Origin of the sequence: Brevundimonas diminuta ATCC 11568, assembly GCF_000204035.1 — a bacterium.
Classification (GTDB): Bacteria; Pseudomonadota; Alphaproteobacteria; order Caulobacterales; family Caulobacteraceae; genus Brevundimonas; species Brevundimonas diminuta.
Map to the genome: position 1 here is coordinate 2,428,561 of NZ_GL883086.1, position 23,070 is coordinate 2,451,630.

Consider the following 23,070-nt stretch of genomic DNA (forward strand, 5'->3'; position numbering starts at 1 on the left):
CGCGGCAGGTCTCGACAGCGATGCGCGACGGGCCGCAACCGGCGGCGTAGGCGCGCAGGGCCGCCAGATGGTCCTCCTCGGCCCAGCCGGGCAGGGCGGCCAGACTGAGGTCTCCGGCGACGGGCGGAACCGGCGGCGACACAGGCGGCGGCAGAGGGACAGGACCAGGCGTCGGCGGAACCGGCCTCGGCGTCGAGGCGCAGGCGGCCGCCAGCAAGGTCAGAGCCAGAACGCCGGACAGGCCGCCTAGTCGCCCAAGCGGAGCCGTAAGGAGACGGGCCGCGCCCGTCTGATCGAGGGGCGCGGACCGTGCGATCATCAGGCGGTCGCCGGCTCGACACGGGCCAGGGCCCAGTTGGGGTCCGAGGCGCCCAGGCGGCGCTCGAAGGTCCAGATCTCGGCGGTGCGGCGCTCTTCGGTGACGGTCTCGCCGCCCGAGGGCGTCAGCGAGCCGCGCACCTCGGCCAGGAAGCGCACCTTGGCCAGGGCGCGGTCGCCCTCGGTCGTGGCCAGCTCCAGATCGGCGCGCGGGGCGTGGACCAGTTCGACGCTCTCGGCGTCGCCGCGCGCCTCTCGCGCCGCGATCCCGGCCTCGAACGAACCCATGACCTTGTCGGTCAGCAGCGGACGCAGGGCGTCGCGGTCGCCCTTGGCGTAGGCGCGGACGATGGTCTCATAGGCCTGACGCGCGCCTTCCAGGAAACGGTGGGGATCGAAGTTCGGATCGCGCGTCTTCAAGCCTGCGATGGCGGCCGTCAGCGCGGGGTCGACAACGGGGCCGCGCGCGGCTTCAGGCGCGCCGGCAGGGGCTGCGGGGACCGGAACGGGCTTGGGATTGTCCTCGGGCTGACGGCCGACCTTCTTGCCCAGCACATTATAGAGTTGGAACAGCAGAACCGCCGCGATGACGGCGAAGATCACGATCTGAAAGGTCACCGGCACGGTGGGTTCCTCGACTAGTCAGGCCTCATCTTCCCGATAGGGAAGCGCCTCGGGTTTCTCCCCAAAGGCGAAAGGGCAGCTCATACAACGTGATTAGGGGTCGATCCGGGCGGGCGCAAGGCGAAGCGAGAGGCGAACGCGGGTCTCGGCGTTGCGACACAGGGTCTCGCCATGCTACCGCCGCCCCCTCAGACCCGCCTCCAGGGGGAGCGGGACGCCTCATTCCTATAAGACGGTTTCCAGACTCATGACCGACGCCACGCCGCCCGCCGACGCCAATGGCCAGACGCACGATCAAGCCCAGCCTCAGGGCGGCCAGCCGCAAGGCCCCGGCTTCCGCATCCTGGCCCAATACGTCCGCGACCTGTCGTTCGAGAACCCCAAGGCGCCGGACAGCCTGCGCATCGACGGCAAGCCCGCCATCGACATGGGCGTCGAGATGAACGCCCAGGGTCGCCCCGACGGCCTGTTCGAAGTCGACCTGAAGCTGTCGATCAAGGCCACGGCCGACGACAAGACCCCGGTGTTTCACGTGGAACTGCTCTACGGCGGCCTGTTCGCCCTGCAGGGCGTCCAGCCGCAGGACATCGAGCCCCTGCTGCTGATCGAGTGCCCGCGCTACCTCTTCCCCTTCGCGCGCCAGGTCATCGCCCAGGCGACCTCGGACGGCGGCTTCTATCCGCCCTTCATGGTCGACCCGATCGACTTCGCCGCCATCTACGTCGCCCGCCAGCAGCAGATCGCCGGCGCCCCGGCCGAAACCGGCCAGGCATGATTTAGGTCGCTAGCGCGAGGCGCGCGGCGCCTCGCTGCTTGAGCGATTTGGGTCGCTATCACAGGACGCACGGCGTCCTGCTGCATGAGCGACTATCTATGAGAGAGAGGGGCGTCTGATCGGACGCCCCTTTTTCTTGCGCAGGAGGGCCGATGCTCAAGGTCATCGCCGAGGACTTCATCAAGCCCGAGCATGTCGAGACGGTGGGGCCCCTCTATGCCGAACTGGTGCGCCTGACTCGGCAGGAGCCCTTGTGCCGCGCCTATGATCTGTTCGAGGATCGCAAACAGCCCGGCCATTTCATCTTCATCGAGGAATGGCCTGACCAGGCCGCGCTCGACGTCCACTGCGCCAGCGAACATTTCCGGCGCCTGGTTCCCCAAATCGACGCCCACCAGATCCGGCCCGGAACCTACATACTGATGAACTCCGTCCCGACGGACGTGCCGGTTCAGGCGGCTTCTTCAGCCTCGGTCTCGACCGTCACCCCATAGCCCGCCCACAGGCTGAAATCCTTGATCGTCGCCTTGAGGAAGGCCAGATGGGCGGCCTCTTCCTCGGCCGTGACGAAAGAGGGCAGGGGACGCGGCCGGGCGCCGTAGGCGACGCGCTCCGCCGTTTCGGCCGCGCCGCCGCGCGTCGAGGTCAGGTCCAGCGCCCGCTCCTTGCCGCCGCGCAGCTCCAGATAGACCTCGGCCAGCAAACGGGCGTCGATCAGGGCGCCGTGCAAGGTGCGCTCGACCAGGCTGATCTTGTAGCGTTTGCACAGGGCGTCCAGCGAATTGGCCATGCCCGGAAACCGCTTCTGGGCCAGGGCCAGGGTGTCGATCCAACGATCCTGCGGCGGCGGGGTGCGGCCGATGCGGCCGATCTCGAAATCGATGAAGTTGCGGTCGAAGTTGGCGTTGTGCGCGATCAGGGGCGCATCGCCCAGAAACTCCATCAGGTCATCGACGACCTCATGAAACTTGGGCGCGTCCTTCACCTTGTCGTCGGTGATGCCGTGCACCTTGATGGCGTCCGGCGGGATCAGCCGCTCGGGGTTGATGAAGCGGTGAAAAGTCCGCCCCGTCGGCAGCAGATCCTCGATCTCGATGCAGCCCACTTCGATCAGCCGGTCGCCCGTCTTGGGATCGAAGCCGGTGGTTTCAGTGTCGAGAACGATTTCGCGGGCCATGCCCCTTAATGCCGGGGTTCGGCCCTCAGCGAAAGGGTTCAGCCCTCCAGGGCGCGACGGATCGCCCGCGCGACCGCCAGGCTGCGCTCCGCCTCCTCGTGGTTCTCATCCTCCAGATGCCAGGCGGCGGAGAGGCAGGCGTGGCAGAAGCCCCAGGCCATGACCGCCTGGGCGGGCCGTCCGACCGCCGGCCCCAGGGCCTCGGCCAGGCGCCGCGCCCGTGCGGGATCGGTCCGGAGATCCTGCCGCTCCAAGGGATTGTAGAGCAGATTGGCTGCGTCATAGGCCGGATCGCCCAGGACGCCGTGCGGATCGATCGCCAGCCAGCCGCGCGGGCCATGCAGGACGTTGTCGTGATGAAGGTCGCCGTGCAGCGGCCGGATCGGCGTCCCCTCGGCCATCAGGCCCGCCGCCATGACGGCCGCCTCGCCGAACAGACCGCCCTGTCTCGTCGCCTCAAGCCCCAAGGCGGCGAAGCGGTCCGCCATGGTCTGAAGACCTTCGGCCGGGCGATCCGAAGGCGCATGAAGGGCGCGCAGCACGTCGGCGGCGATGTGGGTCGCGGCCTCGTCACCCTCCGTCTCCAGCACGGCGGACAGAGGGCGGTCTCCGGCGTCCTCAAGCCATTGCCAAGGGCCCTGAGCGCCCAGCAGACGGATCGCGCCCGACCCGTCGCGCCAACGCAGCCAGGCCAGGGCATGGGGCGCATCCGGCGCCGCCTGCGGGCTTAGACGCTTGAGCACGCTGGTGCGGCCGTCGGGCGCGACGGCCCGCCAGGCCGTTCCGCCCACGCCTTCGGCTAACAGGCTCAGGCGGCCCAGGCCCCAGGCGGACGGCGGCGCAGGCTTCCAATCCGGTTCGAGAACCTTCGCCACGACGGCGCGCACCTGGTCGCGCGCGGCCTCCAGGCCATGTCCGGTATCGATCAGGAAGTCGGCGCGGGCGCGCTTTTCCGCGTCCGGCGTCTGGCGCGCCAGGATGGCGTCGAACCGCTCGCGCGTCATGCCGGGACGCGCCAGAACACGCTGAGCCTGAATCTCGGCGTCGGCCGTGACCACCGCCACGGCGTCGACGAAGGCGTCGCCCCCCGTCTCGAACAGCAGGGGGATGTCGACGACCGCCAGACGCGCCCCGCCTTCCGCCGCCGCCTTCAGCGCCTCGGCGCGGTCAGCCGCGACCAAAGGGTGGACGATGGCCTCCAGCCGCTGGAAGGCGTCCTCGTCGCGGCCCAGGGCCTCGGCCAGGCGCAGGCGGTCGACCGCGCCGTCCACGACCACGCCGGGGAAGGCCTGCGCCAGCGGCGCGACCGCCGCGCCGCCGGAGCCATAGAGGCGATGAACGGCGGCGTCGGCGTCCCACACCACGGCGCCCTCGTCGGCGAACATCTGGGCGGTCGTCGACTTGCCCATGCCGATCGAGCCGGTCAGGCCCAGGACGATCACGCCGTCTCTCCCAGATGGTTCAGCAGGATGGCGCGCAGGTCCAGCGTCGGCGGCGGGCGGCGGAAGATGGCCTCGAACGACGGCGCCGCCTGGCCGATCAGCATGGCCAGCCCGTCCACCGTCGTCAGCCCTCGCGCGCGGGCCGCCGCCAACAGAGGCGTGACCACGGGCTTGTAGGTCATATCCATGACCACGGCCGAAGGCTTCAGCGCCGCCAGCGAAATGTCCGGCGCGACGCTCAAGGCGTTGATGACCAGATCCGCGCCTTCCAGCACGCCCGCGTCCGGAGCCACCGACACCGCCGGACCGAGATCGGCGGCCAGGGCCTCGGCCCGTTCCCGCGTGCGGTTGAGAATGGACAGGGCGGCGCCCGCCTCAATCAAGGCGCCCGCGCCCGCCCGCGCCGCGCCGCCCGCGCCCAGCATGACGACGGAGGCGCCGTCCAGCTTCAGCTTCGGCGCCTGTTCGGCCAGTGCGTAGAGCACGCCCGCGCCGTCGGCGCTGTCGGCCCGCACCCGGCCATCCTCGAAGACTAGGATGTTGGCCGATCCCGTCATCTGCGCCGCCGCCGCAGCCTCATCCGCTAGGGCGAAGGCCTGCTCCTTGAACGGCGCCGTGACGTTGACGCCCGCGATCAACCCCGCGCGCCCCGCCGCGACCAGGGCCTCGAACCCCGCCGCATCCTTGGGCGCAAAGGCGACGTAGGCGCCGTCGACGCCGCCGGTCTCCAGCCAAGCGTTATGGATCACCGGGCTGAGCGAATGGCTGACGGGATTGCCGACGATCCCGCCCAGCAGGGCGGCGCCCGTGATGCGGCCGACTGGCGTTCCGCTCATGATGCGATCACACCCGCGCGTCGCAGTTCGGCCAGAACGGGCCACAGCGGCAAGCCCAGAACGGTGAAGTAGTCGCCCTCGACCGCCTCGAACAGCTGCGAGCCCAGCCCCTCCAGCCGATAAGAGCCGACGCAGGCCAGCAAGGCCTCGCCTTCCGCCGCCAGATAGGCGTCGAGGAAGGCGTCGGAAAAATCGCGCACCTTCATCTCGACCGTGTCCACGCCGGACCAGACCACCTGGCCGTTGCGGGCCAGGGCGGCGCCGGAATGCAGTTGGTGCGAGCGGCCGCGCATGGCGCTTAAGCGTTCGCGCGCGGCCTGAAGCGTCGGCGCCTTGGACACCAGCCCCCCCTCGAACGACAGGGTCTGATCCGCGCCCAGCACCCAGGCGTCGGCGTCATGGCGCGACACCGCCAGCGCCTTGGCCCGCGCCAGTTCGACCGCCAGTTCGACCGGATCGACGCCCGGCGTCTTCAGGGCGTCCTCATCCACGTCGGCGACCTGGACGGCGAAAGGCACGCCGGCGTCGGTCAGCATGGCGCGGCGCGCGGCGCTCTTGGAGGCCAGGATCAGGCGTTCGCCGTCGGTCGTCGTCACATCGAAGCTCCCAGCTTGCGGCCGCGCCGCTCGCTCAACAGATTGATGATGGCGGCCGCCGTCTCTTCGACCGAGCGGCGGGTCACATCGATGGTCGGCCAGCCGCGCCGCTCGAAGGCGCGACGCGCCTTGATGGTTTCCTCGCGCACGGCGTCGTGGTCGACATAGGCCGAGGCATGGCCCGCGTTCAGCCCGTCCAGCCGGTTGCGGCGGATCTGCACCAGGCGATCAGGCGACACGGTCAGGCCGACGACCAGCGGCTTCTTCAGTCCCGTCAAGCGCTCGCCATCCTCTTGGCCGGGAACCAGAGGCACGTTCGCGGCGCGAATGCCCCGGTGCGCCAGATAGATGCAGGTCGGGGTCTTGGAGGTCCGGCTGACCCCGCACAACACCACGTCGGCCTGCTCCAGCTGCTCCAGCGTGCCCTGACCGTCGTCGTGGGCGATGGCGTAGTCGAGGGCGCCCATGCGGTTGAAATAGCCCGTATCCAGGGCGTGCTGCGCCCCGACCCGCGCCGAGACGTCCGCGCCCAGATAGCGCGACAGGGCGCCGACCAGCGGATCCAGCGCCCCGATCTGCGGCATCTGAAGCTGGCGACAGCCTTCCTCGAGCTGTTCCCGCAATTCGCGGTCGACCAGGGTGTGCAACACCACGCCGGGTGCGGCCGCCACCTCTTCCAGCACCCGATCCATCTGCTTGGTCGAGCGCACCAGGGCGTAGATGTGCTCGATGGGAATGACGCCGTCGAAACGGGCGACGACGGCCTTGGCCATGGCGTTCAGCGTCTCGCCGGTCGAGTCCGACACCAGGTGGACGTGGAAATAGGTGGCCAGGCGCGAAGCGCCGATCGGTCGGGCGGGGCTCATGAGATCGGCGTCTCCTTCCAGGCGGCGGTCGGATCATCCCCGCGCCCTGTTGAAAAGCCGGGGCGCCGTTCGTGAAAGACCGGGCGCCGAATCCTCTAGCAAGCCTGGCCGCCGGTCGCGAGCGGGGATCGCGGGCGCCGTTGTGGTGATCGGCGCCGGAGTCGTCCGCCTGGGCGCCGAGGATTCATCCCGTGCTGGGGGCAGGACATTTTGTCCAACAACGGCGCCCGTGGATTCACCCACAACGGCGCCCAGAGGCAAGCCAGAGTCTGACGGGCGTTTCACGGCTTATCCCCATGACTCACACCCCGCCTTGTAAACGCCTGGGTTTCCACGCCGCGATCGGGGGACAAGAGGGCGTCGAACCGGGACTGCCCGCAGTTATCCCCGCGCTCCCCGGCCCTGCTTCCACCTACCAATTCTTTCAATTCTTAAATCTGAATAGGGATTGAGGCTTGGGGGTGTGCATCCTAAAGCCCGAAGCATGAGCACGCCCCTTCTGATCCAGGCTCTCCAGGGCCGAACCCTTTCCCGCCCGCCCGTGTGGTTCATGCGTCAAGCCGGGCGCTACCTGCCGGAATACCGCGCGCTGCGAGCCAAGGCGCCGGACTTCATCGCCTTCTGCCTGAATCCGGAAATGGCGGCGGAAGCGACCCTGCAGCCGATGCGCCGGTTCGGCTTTGACGCCGCTATCGTCTTCGCCGACATCCTGCTGATCCCCGGCGCCCTGGGCCAGAAGGTGTGGTTCGAGGCGGGGGAAGGGCCGCGCCTGGGCGCTCTGCCGTCGGTGCAGTCCATGGCCGACAAGGCTCAGCAGGCTGGAGAGGCCCTCAAGGCCGTGGGCCAGACCCTCAGCCTCGTGCGCGCGGAACTGGAGCCTGAACGCGCCCTGATCGGCTTCGCTGGGGCGCCGTGGACGGTCGCCACCTATATGCTGGACGGCGAAGCGCGCACCATCGGCAAGGGCGAGCGCGCCGCCGCTCGCACCTACGCCTATACCAACCCCGAGCTTGTCGCCGGTTTGCTAGACGTGCTGGTGGAGTCCACCGCCCACTATCTGAAGATGCAGCAGGACGCCGGCGCCCAGGTGCTGAAGATCTTCGAGAGCTGGGCCGAGGGCCTGCCTGACGATCTGTTCGAGACCCTGGTGCTGAAGCCGCACCAGAAGCTGGTGGCCCGCGCCCGTGAACTGGGCGTCACCGTGCCCCTGATGGGCTTCCCGAGGGGCTCGGCGGCGCTGGCCGAACGCTACGCCCGCGAATGCGACGTGCAGGGCGTGGCGCTGGACACCGCCTGTCCGCTGGACGTCGGCCGGCGCGTCCAGGCGATCAAGCCCATTCAGGGTGCGCTGGATCCCTTGCTGCTGCGCGCGGGCGGCGACGCCCTGGATCGCCGCGTCGATCAGCTGATGGAGGCCTGGGGGCAGGGCCCGTGGATATTCAACCTGGGCCACGGCATCCTGCCGGACGTGCCGATCGCCCATGTTGAGCAGGTGCTGAAGCGGATCGGCGCCCAATGACCCGGACCGCTGCAACCCACGAGGGACGACCCAACCGGCGCGTGGCGGTCGTTCTGACCAATCTGGGCGGTCCCGATCGCCCCGAAGCGGTCAAACCCTTCCTGTTCAACCTGTTCAACGATCCGGCCATCATCGGCCTGCCGGGGGTGTTCCGCACGCCGCTGGCCAAGTTGATCTCCAGCCGTCGTGAAACCTCGGCCCAGGCCAACTACGCCCTGATGGGCGGCGGCTCGCCCCTGTTGCCCGAGACGCAGAAACAGGCCGAGGCCTTGTCGCGCGCCCTGGCCGACGCCGCGCCGGGCGACGACAGCCGCGTCTTCATCGCCATGCGCTACTGGCATCCGCTGACGGAAGAGACGGCGGCGGCGGTCAAGGCTTTTCAGCCGGACAAGATCGTCCTTCTCCCCCTCTATCCGCAGTTCTCGACGACTACGACGGCCTCGTCGCTGAAGAAGTGGAGCGAGTGCTACGACGGGCCGGGCGAGACCCATGTCGTTTGCTGCTATCCGGACACCGAGGGCCTGATCGAGGCCCAGGCCCGTCTGATCCGGCAAACGCTGGACAAGGCTGAAGGCAGACCGGTGCGCGTGCTGTTTTCGGCGCACGGCATTCCGGAAAAGCTGGTCGCGGCCGGCGATCCCTATCAGGCCCAGGTCGAGGCGACCGTGGCCGCTGTGGTCGAGCACATGGGTCTGACTGACTGGACCATCTGCTATCAGAGCCGGGTCGGACCGCTGAAATGGCTGGGGCCGGCCACGCCGGACGCTATCGAACAGGCGGCCAGGGACGGCATGGGCGCCGTCGTCGTGCCCATCGCCTTCGTCTCCGAGCATATCGAGACCCTGGTCGAGCTGGACATGGAATACGGCGAGCTGGCGCATAAGGTCGGTTGCGCGCCCTATCTGCGGGCGCCGACGGTCAGCGCGGATCCGATCTTCATCACCGCCCTGGCCGATGCGGTCGGACGGGCGCTGGAGACGCCGGGGACCGCGCCGCAGGGCGCCTCGCAGGGGGGACCATGCGCCCACTTGAAAGCCTGCCCGTCTGGCTGTTCAAAGAGCTCAAGGGCGGCCTGAGGGGAAGCGACATGGACTACTACAACCTGGCCCGCGGGCTTCACATCCTGGCGGTGATCGCCTGGATGGCCGGCATGCTCTTCCTGCCGCGCCTGTTCGCCTATGACGCCGAGCAGAACGCCAAGCCTGAACCCCTGCGCGGCGAGATGCAGGCCCTGTTGCGTGTCTGGCAGACGCGGCTGCTGCGCATCATCATCAACCCGGCCATGATCCTGGCCTTCGTCTTCGGCGGCTGGCTGCTGTGGCTGCGCAGCGGCGACGGCGCCGATTGGTCCTTCGCGCACCAGCCTTGGATGATGACCAAGCTGATCGGCGTCTTCCTGCTGGCGGCCTGGCACGGCTTCCTGGCGGGACAGCGCAAGAAAATCGCGGCGGGCACGTCGAAATATTCGGGTCGCTTCTGGCGCATGACCAATGAGATTCCCTTCGTCCTGGCCATCATCATGGTGCTGTCGGTGACGATGGAATGGAGTTTCTAGAGGCCCTAGCGCGAGCGACGCGGCCGCCCGCTGTTTGAGGGCCCTTGACCGGCACGGGTCTTTCGTGGTTCCGCTGCGATGAACCGTGCGGCCGATCCGTGCAGCGCGGTCCCTCTCTTTTCGCGACGCCTGCCGGTTCGAGCCTGCGGGAGATCGTCGCCCTCCCTCCCAGCCCTTGCGGCTGAAGCCATCGACGACCTTCTGCTCCTGGGCGCCCTGCGGTGTTCGGGTGCGCGAACGAGCACGCCATCATGACCGATACGCCTGAGACGCCGGAAACCGAAGTTACTGAAAACACGGTGGAAACGCCTGTTGAGCGGCCGCGCCGCACCCTGAGCCTGGGCGGCAGCCGTGGGGCGGCGCCGGTCGAGGAAGCCGCGCCCGAAGAACCCGTCGCGCCTGTCGCTGAAGACGACGACCACGGCGTCGACACCACGGCCGAGGAGGATGACGAGGACGATGACGGCGAGCCCATCGTCCCCAACGGCCGCATCACCTTGCAGGAACTGAACGAGAAGACGCCGGAAGACCTGGTCGCCTTCGCCGAAGGCCTGGACATCGAGAACGCCGGCAACCTGCGCAAGCAGGATCTGCTGTTCGCCATCCTGAAGACCCTGGCTGATGAAGAGGTCGAGATCATCGCCTCGGGCGTGCTGGAGATCCTGCCGGACGGCTTCGGCTTCCTGCGCAGCCCGGACGCCAACTATCTGCCGGGGCCGGACGACGTCTATGTCTCGCCGTCGCAGATCCGTCGCTTCGGCCTGCGCTCGGGCGACACGGTGCACGGCGCCGTGCGCGGCCCGCGCGAGGGCGAGCGCTACTTCGCCCTGCTCAAGGTCGATACGATCAACTTCGAAGATCCGGAGATGGTCAAGACCAAGGTCCTGTTCGACAACCTGACGCCGCTCTACCCCGAAGAGCGTCTGCACATGGAGATCCAGGACCCGACGCTGAAGGATCGCTCGGGCCGGGTCATCGACATCGTCGCCCCGCTCGGCAAGGGCCAGCGCTGCCTGATCGTCGCCCCGCCGCGCGTGGGTAAGACGGTCATGCTGCAGAACATCGCCAAGTCGATCGAGCGCAACCATCCGGAAGTCTTCCTGATCGTCCTGCTGATCGACGAACGCCCGGAAGAAGTCACCGACATGCAGCGCACGGTGAAGGGCGAGGTCGTCGCCTCGACCTTCGACGAGCCCGCCTCGCGTCACGTCGCCGTGGCCGAAATGGTGATCGAAAAGGCCAAGCGTCTGGTTGAGCACAAGAAGGACGTGGTGATCCTGCTGGACTCCATCACCCGCCTGGGCCGCGCCTACAACGCCACCGTCCCGTCGTCGGGCAAGGTGCTGACCGGCGGCGTCGACGCCAACGCCCTGCAACGTCCCAAGCGCTTCTTCGGCGCCGCGCGTAATGTGGAGCAGGGCGGGTCGCTGACCATCATCGCCACGGCCCTGATCGACACCGGCAGCCGCATGGACGAGGTGATCTTCGAAGAGTTCAAGGGCACCGGCAACTCGGAAATCGTGCTGGACCGCAAGGTCGCCGACAAGCGCATCTTCCCGGCGATCGACGTGCTCAAGTCCGGCACCCGCAAGGAAGACCTCATCACGCCGAAGGACCAGCTGGCCAAGACCTATGTCCTGCGTCGCATCCTCAACCCGATGGGCCCGCAGGACGCGATCGAATTCCTGCTCGACAAGCTGCGCCAGTCCAAGAACAACGGCGACTTCTTCCAGTCGATGAACACCTGATACTGGCCCTAGCGCCGCCCGCGCGGCGGGCGGCTGCTTGAGGGCTGTTTCACGTGAAACACGCGCCCAGCTTGAAAGGCAGATGTCATGAAGCTGAACATTGAGATCGACTGCACCCCGGCCGAGGCCCGGGCCTTTCTGGGCCTGCCGGATGTGACGCCGCTCAACGATCATCTGGTCGCCGAGATGCAAAAGCGCATGGACGCCAACATGGCCGCGATGCAGCCCGATGAACTGATGAAGACCTGGACCAGCTTCGGCGTTCAGGCCCAGGACCAGTTCCGCCGCCTGATGGAAGCCGCCGTCACGGGCGCGGCAAAACCTTGAGCCTGACGGCGTGAGCGACACCATCTTCGCCCTCGCCACTCCGCCGGGGCGGGGGGCCATCGCCGTGCTGCGCCTGTCGGGTCCGGCCACGGAAACGACGCTGACGGCGCTGGGGGCTGGGGGGCTGACGCCCCGCCTGGCCTCGGTGCGCAGTTTGCGCCACGAGGAGCGTTTGATCGACGAGGCTCTGGTGCTGCGCTTCATCGCGCCGCGATCCTATACGGGCGAGGACTCGGCCGAACTGCATCTGCATGGCGGTCGCGCCGTGGTGGAGGCGGCCAGCGCCGCCCTCATCGCCCTGGGCCTGCGCCCGGCCGAGCCCGGCGAGTTCACCCGACGGGCCTTCCAGAACGGCCGCATGGATCTGGCCCAGGCCGAGGCCGTCGCCGACCTGATCGACGCGGAAACGGACGCCCAGAAGTCTCAGGCTCTGGGTCAGCTCGACGGCGCCCTGTCGGCGGCCTACGCTGGTTTCCGCCGTGATCTGCTGAAGGCCCTGTCCCTGGTTGAGGCCGAGATCGACTTCCCCGACGAGGAAGTGCCTGACAATTTGGCGCGCACCGCCGGGCCGATTCTGGACGCCCTGGCCGCCGATCTGCGCGCGGCCCTGGCCGATTCCGATCGCGGCCGACGGGTGCGCGAGGGCTATCGCATCGTCCTGATCGGCGAGACGAATGCGGGCAAGTCTTCCCTGTTCAACGCCCTGGTGGCGCGCGAGGCGGCCATCGTCACCCCGATCGCCGGGACGACGCGCGACGTGCTGGACGCCGACATCATGATCGGGGGCTACGCGGTCACCTTGTCGGACACGGCGGGTCTGCGCGACAGCGACGATCCGGTCGAGGCGGAGGGCATCCGTCGCGCACGCTTGCGCGCCGAGGGCGCCGACCTGCGTCTATGGGTTCGTTCGCCCTCCACCGAAGGCGATACGGATCCGGCTTTCGGCTTCATCCGTTCCTCGGACCTTCAGGTGTTGAACAAGTCCGACCTGGGCGCCGTGGCGACGGCGCCCGATCTCGAAGCCCTGAGCGTCAGCACGACGACGGGGCAGGGGCTGTCTGAACTGCATGACTGGATCGCGGCTCGTTTGGCCCGCGACCTGTCCGGCGCCGACTTCCCGGCGGTGACGCGTGAGCGCCATCGCCGTCGCTTGGCGGAAGCTCTGGCCGCGGTTGAGGCAGGGCGTCGTGCGCTCGATCTGGCGCCCGAGATGGCGGGCGATGATCTGCGCCGCGCCGCCGACGCCCTGGCCCGCGTCACCGGGGCCATCGGGGTGGAGGACATTCTGGGCGAGGTCTTCTCCTCCTTCTGCATCGGCAAATAGGCCCGGCTTTCGCCTGTTTCACGTGAAACAACGGTCCTCGAGCCGGTGGCGATTCCGGCTCGAATGGACTATGTGGACGCCATGAGTTCGACCTCCGATCATACCTTCGACGTCGTCGTTATCGGCGGCGGCCACGCGGGATGCGAAGCCGCGACGGCCGCCGCGCGCGCGGGCGTCCGCACCCTGCTTCTGACCCAGAAGCTGGAGACCATCGGCGAGATGAGCTGCAACCCGGCCATCGGCGGTCTGGGCAAGGGCCATCTGGTGCGAGAGATCGACGCCTTGGACGGCGTCATGGGGCGTCTGGCGGACGTGTCCGGCATCCAGTTCCGCATGTTGAATCGCTCCAAGGGCGCCGCCGTGCGCGGTCCGCGCAGCCAGATCGACCGTCGCCTGTATCGCGAGGCCATGCAGGCGGAGCTGGCCGACTATCCGAACCTGACCCTGATGGCGGGCACGGCCGAGGGCTTGATCCTGAACGGCGACCGGGTGGTCGGCGTGACGACGGGGGCAGGGGAGACGATCCGCGCTGGCGCCGTGGTGCTGACGACCGGCACCTTCCTCAACGGCGTGATCCATCGCGGCGATCTGCGCATTCCGGCGGGCCGATTTGGCGAAGACCCCTCGACGGGGCTGGCCGGTGATCTGCATGACGCCGACCTGATGATGGGGCGGTTGAAGACCGGCACGCCCGCGCGCCTGGACGGTCGAACCATCGCCTGGGATCGGCTGGAGATGCAGGCGGCCGACGATCAGCCCGCGCCCTTCAGCTTCCTGACGGACCGCATCGAGGTGCCGCAGATCGCCTGCGGCGTCACCCACACGACGGAAGAGACGCATCGCATCATCGCCGAGAATCTGGGCGAGAGCGCCGTCTATGGTGGCCGCCTGTCGGGACGCGGTCCGCGCTATTGCCCCTCGATCGAGGACAAGGTGGTGCGTTTCGCGGACAAGACCAGCCACCAGGTCTTCCTGGAGCCGGAAGGTCTGGATGACCCCAGCGTCTATCCGAACGGCATATCCACCTCGGTATCGGATGCGACCCAGCTGGCCTTCCTCCACACCATGCCGGGGCTGGAGAAGGTGGAGGTTTTCCGCTTCGGCTACGCCATCGAGTACGACTATGTCGATCCGCGCGAACTGACCCCGGCGCTGGAGGTCAAGAAGCGGCCCGGCCTCTACCTCGCGGGCCAGATCAACGGCACGACCGGCTATGAAGAGGCGGGAGCCCAAGGGCTGATCGCGGGTCTTAACGCGGCTCGCGCCGCCGCCGGTTCCGACCCGCTGATCCTCGGCCGGGATCAGGCCTATATCGGGGTGATGATCGACGACCTGGTGACGCGCGGCGTCACCGAGCCCTATCGTATGTTCACCAGCCGGGCCGAGTATCGACTCACCTTGCGTGCGGACAATGCGGATCAACGCCTGACGCCGCTCGGCATCGAGGCCGGAATCGTCAGCGCCGACCGCGCCAAGGTATGGCTGGATAAGGCTGACCGATTAGACCGGGCGAACCGTGTTTCACGTGAAACGCAGTTCACGCCCAAGGAGGCGGGGGCTCTGGGCATCACCGTCAATGCGGATGGGCAACGCCGTTCGATCCGCGATTTGCTGGCCTTCCCCACCGTGTCGCTGGATCAGTTTGTTTCGGTCCGGCCCGAGATCGCCGACTGGACCGCCGCCGTGCGCGAGCAGGTGGAGATCGACGCCGTCTACGCCGGTTATCTGGACCGTCAGGCCCAGGACGCCGAGGCTCTGCGGCGGGAGGAGGGACTGTCCTTGCCTGCTGATCTTGACTACGCGGCCATCGGCGCCCTGTCGAATGAGGTGCGTGAAAAGCTGGCCATGATCCGACCGCTGACTCTGGGCCAGGCCGGGCGGATCGAAGGGATGACGCCGGGCGCCCTGACGGCGCTGTTGGCGCATGTGAAAAAGGCGAAGGGCGTGGAAGCCGACCTCGCGGCGGTCGTCGCCTGATGTCGGACGCCATTCAGACCTTCCGCGCCCAGACGGGCGCCAGCGACGCCAACATCGCCGATCTGCAAGCCTTTCTGGTCATGCTGACCGAGGCCAATGAGGTGATGAACCTGGTCGGGCCGGACACTATTCCCGACTTTTGGAACCGGCACGCATGGGACAGCGCGCAGCTGTTGAGCTTGGCGCCGGAGGCCAAGACCTGGGCTGATCTGGGGGCGGGGGCGGGCTTTCCCGGCGTGGTCCTGGCCATCCTGTTGAAGGGCCGTCCGGGCGCCCATGTCTGGCTGGTCGACAGCCTGGGCAAGCGCTGTCGTTTCTTGCAGACGATCGTGGATGCGCTCGATCTGCCCGCGACCGTCGTCAACGGGCGGGCCGAAGAGCAGACGATTTCCGTCGACATCGTCACCGCGCGCGCAGTGGCGGCGATGGACAAGCTGCTGGGTTATGCACAGCCCTACTTCCAACGCGGTGCAAAAGGCCTGTTTCTCAAGGGAGAGAAGGCCGAGGCTGAGTTGAAAGAGGCCCGCCGGGTCTGGCAGTTTGAAGCTGAGCTTACGGTCTCGCGCAGCGATCCGCGCGGCCGCATCGTTTCACTGGGGAGCCTTCGCCGTGTCCGTTGAGTCCGTAAAGCAGCCCCGCATGCATGAAACCCGCGTCCTGGCGGTCTCCAACCAGAAAGGCGGGGTGGGCAAGACCACGACCGCCATCAACCTGGGCACCGCCCTGGCGGCGATCGGGGAGAAGGTGCTGATCGTCGACATGGACCCGCAGGGTAATGCCTCCACGGGTCTGGGTGTTCCACGTGAAACACGGCGGGTGACGATCTATGACGTCATCGTCGACGGCCGCCCAGTGGACGAGGCCGCCATTGAGACCGCCGTGCCGGGACTGTTCATCGTTGCCGCCGACGCTGACATGTCGGGTGTCGAGATCGAGCTGAGCCAGGCGGATCGACGGTCCTATCGCCTGCGCGACGCCCTGGCGAAGCAGGGGGGCAATGGTCATGCCCGGTTTGACTATGTGCTGATCGACTGCCCGCCGTCGCTGAACCTTCTGACGCTGAACGCCATGGCGGCGGCCGACGCCGTCCTGGTGCCGCTGCAGTGCGAGTTCTTCGCCCTGGAGGGCCTGACCCAGTTGATGCGGACCATCGACATGGTGCGCCAGAGCCTGAACCCGGCGCTGGAGATTCAGGGCCTGGTCCTGACCATGTACGACCGTCGCAATGCCCTGTCCGGCCAGGTGGCGACCGATGTGCGCGCCCATTTCGGCGACAAGGTCTATGACAGCGTGATTCCTCGCAACGTCCGGGTGTCCGAGGCGCCGTCCTTCGGCAAGCCGGCGCTCATTTATGATCTGAAATGTGCGGGCAGCCAGGCCTATCTGAAGCTGGCCCGTGAACTGGTGGCGCGTGAGCGTCAGCGCCGTCAGGCCCTGGCCGCCTGATGGGCGGTCTGATCCGATAAACAGTAACGGAATCGATATCTTGTCCGAACGTCAGCGTGGTCTGGGCCGGGGTCTCTCGGCGCTTCTGGGAGAAAACGCGCAGGAGCCAGTCGCCGTCGACGCGACCGGTCCGGCGCCGGCCGGCGTGCAACGCGCGCCGATCGAGGCGCTGAAGCCGAATCCGGACCAGCCGCGCAAGATCTTCGCCAAGACGGATCTGGATGAACTGACGGCCTCGATCCGCGACAAGGGGGTGCTGCAGCCCATCCTGGTGCGGTCGCAACCGGGCGAGCAGGGCGTGTGGCAGATCATCGCCGGCGAGCGCCGCTGGCGCGCCGCCCAGGCCGCCCGCCTGACCCAGGTGCCGATCGTCGTGCGCGAGATGGACGACATCGAGGTGCTTGAGGTCGGCGTCATCGAGAACGTCCAGCGCGCCGACCTGAACCCGATGGAAGAGGCCAACGCCTATGCCGTCCTGATGGAGCGGTTCGGTCGTACCCAGGACGCCCTGGCCGGGGTGGTGGGCAAGAGCCGCAGCCACGTCGCCAACACCCTGCGCCTGCTGCAACTGCCCGAGGCGGTGCGCGAGCATGTGGTGCGGGGTGAGCTGTCGGCGGGTCACGCCCGCGCCCTGATCACGGCGCCGAATGCAGAGCAACTGGCGGCGGAGGTCATCGCCAGGGGTCTGAACGTGCGCCAGACCGAGGCCCTGGCGCGTCGCGCGGCGGAGGGCCCGAAAACGCCCAAGGCCAAGCCGACCATGAGCGGCGAGGGTGCGGCCGACATCGCGGCCCTGGAACAGGATCTGTCCGACGCCCTGGGCCTTCAGGTCTCTTTGGCCGACAAGGGCGGCAAGGGCGAGATCACCGTTAAATACGGCACCTTGGAACAGCTCGACGACCTGTGCCGACGCTTGATGCGGGGCTGACGTCTATAACGAAAAAGCCCGTCCAGGAACGAGCCAGGACGGGCAAGTCGGGGATGAGAGCGAGTGCTGACGCGCCAGCAGGTGATGACGCGCATGACTCGATCGATGATCGAGGACCGATCAACGTCATAGAAATCCCTTATATACGTTTGTGTCAATACAGCTCATTTGGCGTATTGGTCAGGGCTTGGGCCGTCTAAGCGGAAAGAGCGGCGCAGGGCCTTGAAGGGCTGGTTTTTCGCGCAGGGCTGCTAGGATCGGCCCATGAACGAAATTTCCAAGAAATCGAGCGCTGCTGAGGCGCTCAAGCGTGCGCTGGCTGCGAAGAAGGCGGCTCAGCAGGATGGCGGCTTCGTCGGCATTGATGGAGCTCGCAAGGCGGAGCGGTCGATGCAGCGTCAGGCGGCGGCCTTGAACAAGCCTGCTTTCCGTCGCGCCTCCAAGCGAGGCTGAGGGACGCCGCCGCCGTCTCGTGCGCGCCTTAAAGCCCCATGCGCTTGGCGCGGGCGGCGATCTCCAGCAGCAGGCGTTCGGCGATCAGAGCTTCGGGCATGCCCGTGGTCTTGGTCATGACGTCGGCGGTGTTGACGCTGTCCTGCACCTCATCGAGCAGTTCGAGCCGCCAGGCGCGCGATTGGCGCAGCATTTCCGCTTCCTGTTTCCAGAACACGCCGGCGGCCTTGGCGGCCTCCTTGGCGCCTGCGCCGTTGGCTTGCAGGACATTGATCCGGCGTAGTTTTCCGAGATGAAGCGAGGCCATGCGTACGGCCATGACGGCGCTTTCGCCCTCGGCCAGGGCGCGGCGCAGACCCGCCTGGGCGGGGCCGGGTCGGCCGCCGAAGGCCTGCAAGGCGGCGTCGGACAGGGAGGCGTCGGGCTCGACCCCCAGGTGGGCGTCCAGCTCCTCGATGTCGATGGTGCGGCCCGATCCGGGGCCGATATAGAGGATCAGCCGCTCGATCTCCTGACGCATCAGGCCGCGTTCGCGGGGCAGGCGGGCGACGAAGCGGTCCAGGGCGTCGGATGACAGGCCGACCTTGTCCGCGCCTAGGGCCTCGCGCGTCATGCGGGCGACATCGCCGACCTCGTCTTCATAGCAGGCGATGGCGACTGCGCCCTGGGCCTTTTCGGCGGCCTTGCGCAGGGCGGATTCGCGGCCCAGCGCCCCGGCCTCGATCACCAACATGGCGTCGGGATTATAGGCGCCCTCGGCGTGGGCGGTCAGGGCGGCGGCCACGGCCTTGTCCACGCCCGCCTTGCCGTCCGACATCCGGATGCGCACCAGGCGCCGCCCGCCGATCATGCTGAGCGCCGTCAGCGCCTCTTCCAATCGCACGGCGTCGCCGTCGATGTCGGCCTCGGTCAACAGGGTGACGTTGAAGGGGTCGTTGAGGTCCGGGGTGATCGTGCGGCACAGCGTCAGGGCGCGCTCGGTCACGCCCGAACGGTCCTTGCCGTGGATGACGGCGGCGCGAACGCCGGCGTCCGGCGCCTTCAGGAAGCGGTCGACGTCGGGCCGCTTGGAGAGGATCATGCGAAGGCCTTCAGAGCCCCGCCAGGACGCGCATCATGTCCAGGCGGATCAGACGGGCCAGGTCGGCGGCGGCCCGGTCCTCGCCGTCCTGCTGGGCGGCGATGGCGGCGTAGGGCTGATCCGCGGCGGCGTAGGTGACGGTCGTCGTCTGCACGCCCTTGATCGTCTCGCCGCCAGCGGCGGGGGTCAGGGCCCAAGCGGCCTTGACCGTCAGCTCATAGCGGCTGGCCGTGTCGTCGATGCGGCGGCCCAGAGGGCGACGGCTCTGCTCGACCTCGGTCGTCAGGCGATAGAGGGGGGCCTGTGCGCCGTCGCGGCCGAAGGCGTCCTCCAGCTGCTCGCGCAAGCGATAGCCCAGCCGGTCGTCCGGCGTGGTCACGGCGATGCGCGACAGGCCGCCGCTGACGCCGGTCTCGCCGTACATGGGCGTGAAGCCGCAGGCGGACAGCAGGCTTGCGCCCGCCAGGACGCCGAGCAGGGCCAGGCGGCGCATCAGCCGGCCACCAGATTGACGATACGGTCGGGCACCACGATCACCTTGCGAACGCTGAGGTTGTTGGCGGCAAGGTAGGCCTGAACCGTCGGATTGGCGAGAGCGGCGGCCTCGACCGTCGCATTGTCCGACCCGCGGGGCAGGACGACCTCGCCGCGACGTTTGCCGCCGATCTGCACGGGCAGGGTGACCTGGTCGTCGGCGGCCAGGGCGGCGTCATAGACGGGCCAGGGCGCGTCCAGCACCATTCCGGCCTCGCCCAGCCGGGTCCAGCATTCCTCGGCCAGGTGCGGGGTGAAGGGCGCCATCAGCCGCGCTAGGGCGGCCAGGGCGGTCTTCTTCGCCTCGGCGCCCGCCTTGTCGTGTTGGCGGATGGTCGCCAGGAAGGCGTAGAGCTTGGCCACGGCCGAGTTGAAGCGGAAATGCTCGACGCCTTCGCTGACGGCCTTGATGGCCTTGTGCGTCTCGCGGATCAGGGCGGCGTCCGCATCGGGGTTCGCGGGCGCGGCGGCGTCAAAGCCGTCGAACTCGCCCCAGACGCGCTGGACGAAGCGGGCGGCGCCTTCAACGCCCCCGGTCGACCACTGGATGTCGCGCTCAGGCGGGCTGTCGGACAGGATGAACAGGCGGCCGGCGTCTACGCCATAGGCGGTGATGATGTCCTGGGGCGCGACCACGTTCTTCTTGGACTTCGACATCTTTTCGATGTCGCCGATCGTGACGGCGGCGCCGGTGGACAGGCGGGTGGCGACGCGCTGGCCGTCCACCGTCTCGATGCGGACGTCTGACGGCTCGACCCAGCGCGGTTTTCCGCTGTCTTCATGGCCGTCGAAATAGGTCTCGTGGACCACCATGCCTTGCGTGAACAGGCCCGCGAACGGCTCTTTCACGTCCATCAGACCGGCGTCCGACAGGGCGCGGGTGATGAAGCGGGCGTAGAGCAGGTGCAGGACGGCGTGCTCGACGCCGCCGATATACTGATCGACCGGCAGCCATTTGGCGGCGGCGGCCTTGTTGATCGGCTCGGCCGCCTTGGGGTCGGCGAAGCGGGCGAAATACCAGGAGCTGTCGACGAAGGTGTCGAGCGTGTCCGTCTCACGCCGGGCGGCGGCGCCGCACGACGGACAGTTGACGTGCTTCCAGGTCGGGTGACGGTCCAGCGGGTTGCCGGGCACGTCGAAGGTGACGTCCTTGGGCAGTTCGACCGGCAGTTGGTCCGCCGGGACCGGCACGACGCCGCAGGCCTTGCAGTGGATGACCGGGATGGGGCAGCCCCAGTAGCGTTGGCGGCTGACGCCCCAGTCGCGCAGGCGATAGATGGTCGCGCCTTCGCCTGTTCCGGCGGCCTCGATGCGGCGGATGGCCTCGGCCTTGGCGGCCTCGATGTCCAGACCGTTCAGGAAGTCGGAATGGAAGATGGACCCGGGGCCGGTATAGGCCTCGTCCGTCACGGCGAAGTCGTCGCCCGCGCCCCAGGGGCGGACGACCGGGATCACCGGCAGACTGTATTTGCGGGCGAAGTCCAGATCGCGCTGGTCATGCGCCGGGCAGGCGAAGATGGCGCCCGTGCCGTAGTCGGACAGGATGAAGTTGGCGATCCACACCGAGACTTCGGCCCCGGTGAAGGGATGGACGACCTTCAGGCCCGTGTCCCAGCCGATCTTCTCGGCCTGTTCGATGTCGGCCTGACTGGCGCCGCCCTTGCGGCATTCGGCGACGAAGGCGGCGACCTTGGGGTCGGCCTCGGCCAGTTGCTTCGAGATCGGATGATCGGGGGCCAGACCCATGAAGCTGGCGCCGAACAGGGTGTCGGGGCGGGTGGTGTAGATCTCCAGCCCGTCGTCGAATCCGGCCGGGGTGACGTCCGCCCAGGCCCATTTCATCTGCAGACCCTTGGATCGGCCGATCCAGTTTTCCTGCATCAGGCGGACCTTCTCGGGCCAGCGGCCTTCCAGCTCGGCCAGACCGTCGATCAGATCATCCGCATACTGAGTAATACGCAGGAACCACTGGTTCAGCTTGCGCTTCTCGACCACAGCGCCCGAACGCCAGCCGCGTCCGTCGATGACCTGTTCATTGGCCAGGACCGTGTTGTCGACCGGATCCCAGTTGACCACGCCGTCCTTGCGATAGACCAGGCCGCGCTTGAACAGCTCCAGGAACCAGGCTTGCTGCTTGCCGTAGTAGTCGGGGTCGCAGGTGGCGAACTCACGCGACCAGTCCAGCGACAGGCCCAGCAGCTTCAGCTGGTCGCGCATGGCGGCGATGTTGGACCAGGTCCAGTCGCCAGGGTGGACGCCGCGCTCCATGGCCGCGTTCTCGGCCGGCATGCCGAAGGCGTCCCAGCCCATCGGATGCAGGACGTCGAAACCCTGCGCCCGCTTGTGACGCGCCACCACGTCGCCCATCACATAGTTGCGGGCGTGGCCCATGTGGATGTTGCCCGACGGATAGGGGAACATCTCCAGGACGTAGTATTTCGGACGGCCGGTGTCGGCGTTGGACACCGAGAAGGCGTCGGCCGCAGCCCATCGGGCCTGCTGGCGGGGTTCGGCGGTCTTGGGCTCGTAGCGGGCCACGGCGTATCCTGAGGCGGCGCCTCAGGCGCGAAGCTTGAGGCGGGCCTGAGGACGCGTTGAAGACGAAAGGTGAGGGGCGGCCGGTCTTTAGCGACGGGCCGCGTTGGCGAGGTTGAGCTGGCGCGCCTTGGTCAGGATGGCGTTCTCCAGATCGGTTTCGGTCTGGGCCGCGACCGGGGCGGAGACCCAGGCGCCGGCGGCGTCCTTGACTTCCTTGGTTACGGCGACGTTCAGGGCGTCGGCGCGCAGGCGGCGATCCAGGATGAAGACGGTCGCCTTGAAGCGCTCGTTCGGCGCCTGCGGATTGACGTACCAGTCATAGTTGACCACGCCGCCCCACGGATCGGCGCTTGTCAGGGGCATGAAGGACAGGGTGTCCAGGGTGGCGCGCCACAGATAGGCGTTCACGCCGATGCCCAGCTGGGCCTCCATGGTGGGCGCCTTGGCCTTAGAGCCGCCGAACGGCAGGCTGGAGCAGCCCCCGAGCAGCAGCCCCGAGGCGATCAGGGCGACCGCAGCGCCGCGAACAAGAGCCATTCCGTGATCTCCGTGAAAGGGTTTGACGGCGCGTGAGGGAACGTCGCCTGGCGACGCCACGCACGCTCGCGTCAGCAACGCTCTATAACACGGCGAAAAGGGGCGATGACAAGGCGATCTGGCATCAGACTCGACCGATAGAGGCCTCGGTCTCGCCCTTCTGCGTGACAAGGGCGCCACAGCCCGCGCCGGAGTCGCCTGGAACCTATGCCATAGGGCCACGTTCCGTTGACCGTAGGAATGCAGTCCATATCTTATCCCCAGATCAGACGCGGCTTGTTCAGGCGTGTCCTGAGGTCGTAAACGAGGATCGCCGCAGAAAACGAGCGGTCCATAGGGTGGGTGAAATGCGTTTCGTCGCCGTCATCGCTGCAAGCGTGGGCGCCCTGGCCTTGGCCGGGGCGGCGACCGACGCCGCTGCGCAGACGCGCGGCCGCGCCCCTGCCGTCAGCCTGACCGACATCGCCGC

At 67.9% G+C, this 23,070-nt stretch carries 23 protein-coding genes and 2 pseudogenes; 13 read left to right on the forward strand and 12 right to left on the reverse strand.

Features of this window, described 5'->3' with window-relative positions; genetic code table 11:
* Both BDIM_RS18210 and timA read right to left on the reverse strand, forming a co-directional pair.
* Positions 1-319, reverse strand: a pseudogene (locus BDIM_RS18210) (MltA domain-containing protein); the annotation flags it as partial.
* Positions 319-936 carry a TIM44-related membrane protein TimA gene (gene timA / locus BDIM_RS15685; protein WP_003166542.1) on the reverse strand — a complete coding sequence of 206 codons (618 nt, stop codon included), beginning with the start codon at positions 934-936 and terminating at the stop codon, positions 319-321. The gene timA and the pseudogene BDIM_RS18210, both read right to left, overlap by 1 nt.
* Positions 937-1,189: 253 nt before the next feature.
* Here timA and secB point away from each other — a divergent pair, with 253 nt between their 5' ends.
* The gene (gene secB / locus BDIM_RS15690; protein WP_003166543.1) at positions 1,190-1,717 is read left to right on the forward strand and encodes a protein-export chaperone SecB; all 528 of its coding nucleotides are present in this window, start codon (positions 1,190-1,192) and stop codon (positions 1,715-1,717) included.
* Between the two features lie 152 nt (positions 1,718-1,869).
* A complete protein-coding gene (locus tag BDIM_RS15695; RefSeq protein ID WP_003166544.1) occupies positions 1,870-2,211 on the forward strand; it encodes a putative quinol monooxygenase in 342 nt (113 codons plus the stop codon).
* Here the strand turns inward: BDIM_RS15695 and dnaQ are convergent.
* The 6 genes and pseudogenes from dnaQ to BDIM_RS15720 form a co-directional block, all read right to left on the reverse strand.
* A complete protein-coding gene (gene dnaQ / locus BDIM_RS15700) occupies positions 2,169-2,894 on the reverse strand; it encodes a DNA polymerase III subunit epsilon (protein WP_003166545.1) in 726 nt (241 codons plus the stop codon). The genes BDIM_RS15695 and dnaQ overlap by 43 nt on opposite strands.
* Positions 2,895-2,932: 38 nt before the next feature.
* Entirely contained in the window at positions 2,933-3,769 is an 837-nt protein-coding gene (locus BDIM_RS18520; RefSeq protein WP_373924921.1) for an aminoglycoside phosphotransferase family protein, read from the reverse strand.
* Positions 3,749-4,336 (reverse strand): annotated as a pseudogene (gene coaE, locus BDIM_RS18525) (dephospho-CoA kinase); the annotation flags it as partial. The gene BDIM_RS18520 and the pseudogene coaE, both read right to left, overlap by 21 nt.
* Positions 4,333-5,172 (reverse strand): shikimate dehydrogenase family protein, encoded by an 840-nt coding sequence (locus BDIM_RS15710; RefSeq protein ID WP_003166547.1) that lies wholly within the window; start codon positions 5,170-5,172, stop codon positions 4,333-4,335. The pseudogene coaE and the gene BDIM_RS15710, both read right to left, overlap by 4 nt.
* Positions 5,169-5,768 carry a Maf family protein gene (locus BDIM_RS15715; protein ID WP_003166548.1) on the reverse strand — a complete coding sequence of 200 codons (600 nt, stop codon included), beginning with the start codon at positions 5,766-5,768 and terminating at the stop codon, positions 5,169-5,171. The genes BDIM_RS15710 and BDIM_RS15715 overlap by 4 nt, the downstream gene beginning before the upstream one ends.
* Positions 5,765-6,634: a pyruvate, water dikinase regulatory protein gene (locus BDIM_RS15720; RefSeq protein WP_003166549.1), complete on the reverse strand. Its 870-nt coding sequence runs from the start codon at positions 6,632-6,634 to the stop codon at positions 5,765-5,767. The genes BDIM_RS15715 and BDIM_RS15720 overlap by 4 nt, the downstream gene beginning before the upstream one ends.
* 484 nt (positions 6,635-7,118) lie before the next feature.
* Between BDIM_RS15720 and hemE the strand changes: the two genes are divergently transcribed.
* From hemE to BDIM_RS15775, 11 genes are all read left to right on the forward strand, one after another.
* Positions 7,119-8,153 carry a uroporphyrinogen decarboxylase gene (gene hemE / locus BDIM_RS15725; protein ID WP_040346433.1) on the forward strand — a complete coding sequence of 345 codons (1,035 nt, stop codon included), beginning with the start codon at positions 7,119-7,121 and terminating at the stop codon, positions 8,151-8,153.
* The gene (gene hemH / locus BDIM_RS15730) at positions 8,150-9,229 is read left to right on the forward strand and encodes a ferrochelatase (protein WP_050796764.1); all 1,080 of its coding nucleotides are present in this window, start codon (positions 8,150-8,152) and stop codon (positions 9,227-9,229) included. The genes hemE and hemH overlap by 4 nt, the downstream gene beginning before the upstream one ends.
* An 11-nt stretch (positions 9,230-9,240) precedes the next feature.
* On the forward strand, positions 9,241-9,708 hold the full coding sequence (locus BDIM_RS15735) for a CopD family protein (protein WP_003166551.1): 468 nt from the start codon (positions 9,241-9,243) through the stop codon (positions 9,706-9,708).
* Between the two features lie 251 nt (positions 9,709-9,959).
* Entirely contained in the window at positions 9,960-11,456 is a 1,497-nt protein-coding gene (gene rho, locus BDIM_RS15740) for a transcription termination factor Rho (RefSeq protein WP_088491468.1), read from the forward strand.
* 87 nt (positions 11,457-11,543) lie between these two features.
* Positions 11,544-11,783 carry a DUF6489 family protein gene (locus tag BDIM_RS15745; protein WP_003166554.1) on the forward strand — a complete coding sequence of 80 codons (240 nt, stop codon included), beginning with the start codon at positions 11,544-11,546 and terminating at the stop codon, positions 11,781-11,783.
* 10 nt (positions 11,784-11,793) lie between these two features.
* On the forward strand, positions 11,794-13,107 hold the full coding sequence (gene mnmE, locus BDIM_RS15750; protein WP_003166555.1) for a tRNA uridine-5-carboxymethylaminomethyl(34) synthesis GTPase MnmE: 1,314 nt from the start codon (positions 11,794-11,796) through the stop codon (positions 13,105-13,107).
* Positions 13,108-13,170: 63 nt separating this feature from the next.
* The gene (gene mnmG / locus BDIM_RS15755; protein ID WP_003166556.1) at positions 13,171-15,084 is read left to right on the forward strand and encodes a tRNA uridine-5-carboxymethylaminomethyl(34) synthesis enzyme MnmG; all 1,914 of its coding nucleotides are present in this window, start codon (positions 13,171-13,173) and stop codon (positions 15,082-15,084) included.
* Positions 15,084-15,704, forward strand: coding sequence for a 16S rRNA (guanine(527)-N(7))-methyltransferase RsmG (gene rsmG / locus BDIM_RS15760; RefSeq protein ID WP_003166558.1), 621 nt, complete (start codon positions 15,084-15,086; stop codon positions 15,702-15,704). The genes mnmG and rsmG overlap by 1 nt, the downstream gene beginning before the upstream one ends.
* Positions 15,705-15,723: 19 nt before the next feature.
* On the forward strand, positions 15,724-16,530 hold the full coding sequence (locus tag BDIM_RS15765) for a ParA family protein (protein ID WP_003166559.1): 807 nt from the start codon (positions 15,724-15,726) through the stop codon (positions 16,528-16,530).
* A 40-nt stretch (positions 16,531-16,570) separates the two neighbouring features.
* A complete protein-coding gene (locus BDIM_RS15770) occupies positions 16,571-17,458 on the forward strand; it encodes a ParB/RepB/Spo0J family partition protein (RefSeq protein ID WP_081461927.1) in 888 nt (295 codons plus the stop codon).
* A 264-nt stretch (positions 17,459-17,722) separates the two neighbouring features.
* Positions 17,723-17,911 carry a hypothetical protein gene (locus BDIM_RS15775; protein ID WP_003166561.1) on the forward strand — a complete coding sequence of 63 codons (189 nt, stop codon included), beginning with the start codon at positions 17,723-17,725 and terminating at the stop codon, positions 17,909-17,911.
* A 28-nt stretch (positions 17,912-17,939) separates the two neighbouring features.
* Here BDIM_RS15775 and holA read toward each other — a convergent pair whose 3' ends face one another.
* The 4 genes from holA to BDIM_RS15795 form a co-directional block, all read right to left on the reverse strand.
* Positions 17,940-18,992 carry a DNA polymerase III subunit delta gene (gene holA / locus BDIM_RS15780; RefSeq protein WP_003166562.1) on the reverse strand — a complete coding sequence of 351 codons (1,053 nt, stop codon included), beginning with the start codon at positions 18,990-18,992 and terminating at the stop codon, positions 17,940-17,942.
* Positions 18,993-19,002: 10 nt separating this feature from the next.
* Positions 19,003-19,485 (reverse strand): LPS assembly lipoprotein LptE, encoded by a 483-nt coding sequence (gene lptE, locus BDIM_RS15785; RefSeq protein ID WP_003166563.1) that lies wholly within the window; start codon positions 19,483-19,485, stop codon positions 19,003-19,005.
* Positions 19,485-22,064, reverse strand: a complete 2,580-nt coding sequence (gene leuS, locus BDIM_RS15790; RefSeq protein WP_040346435.1) for a leucine--tRNA ligase — start codon at positions 22,062-22,064, stop codon at positions 19,485-19,487. Before leuS ends, lptE begins: the two co-directional genes overlap by 1 nt.
* A gap of 87 nt (positions 22,065-22,151) precedes the next feature.
* Positions 22,152-22,601, reverse strand: a complete 450-nt coding sequence (locus tag BDIM_RS15795; protein ID WP_003166564.1) for a DUF3576 domain-containing protein — start codon at positions 22,599-22,601, stop codon at positions 22,152-22,154.
* Positions 22,602-23,070: the final 469 nt, after the last annotated feature.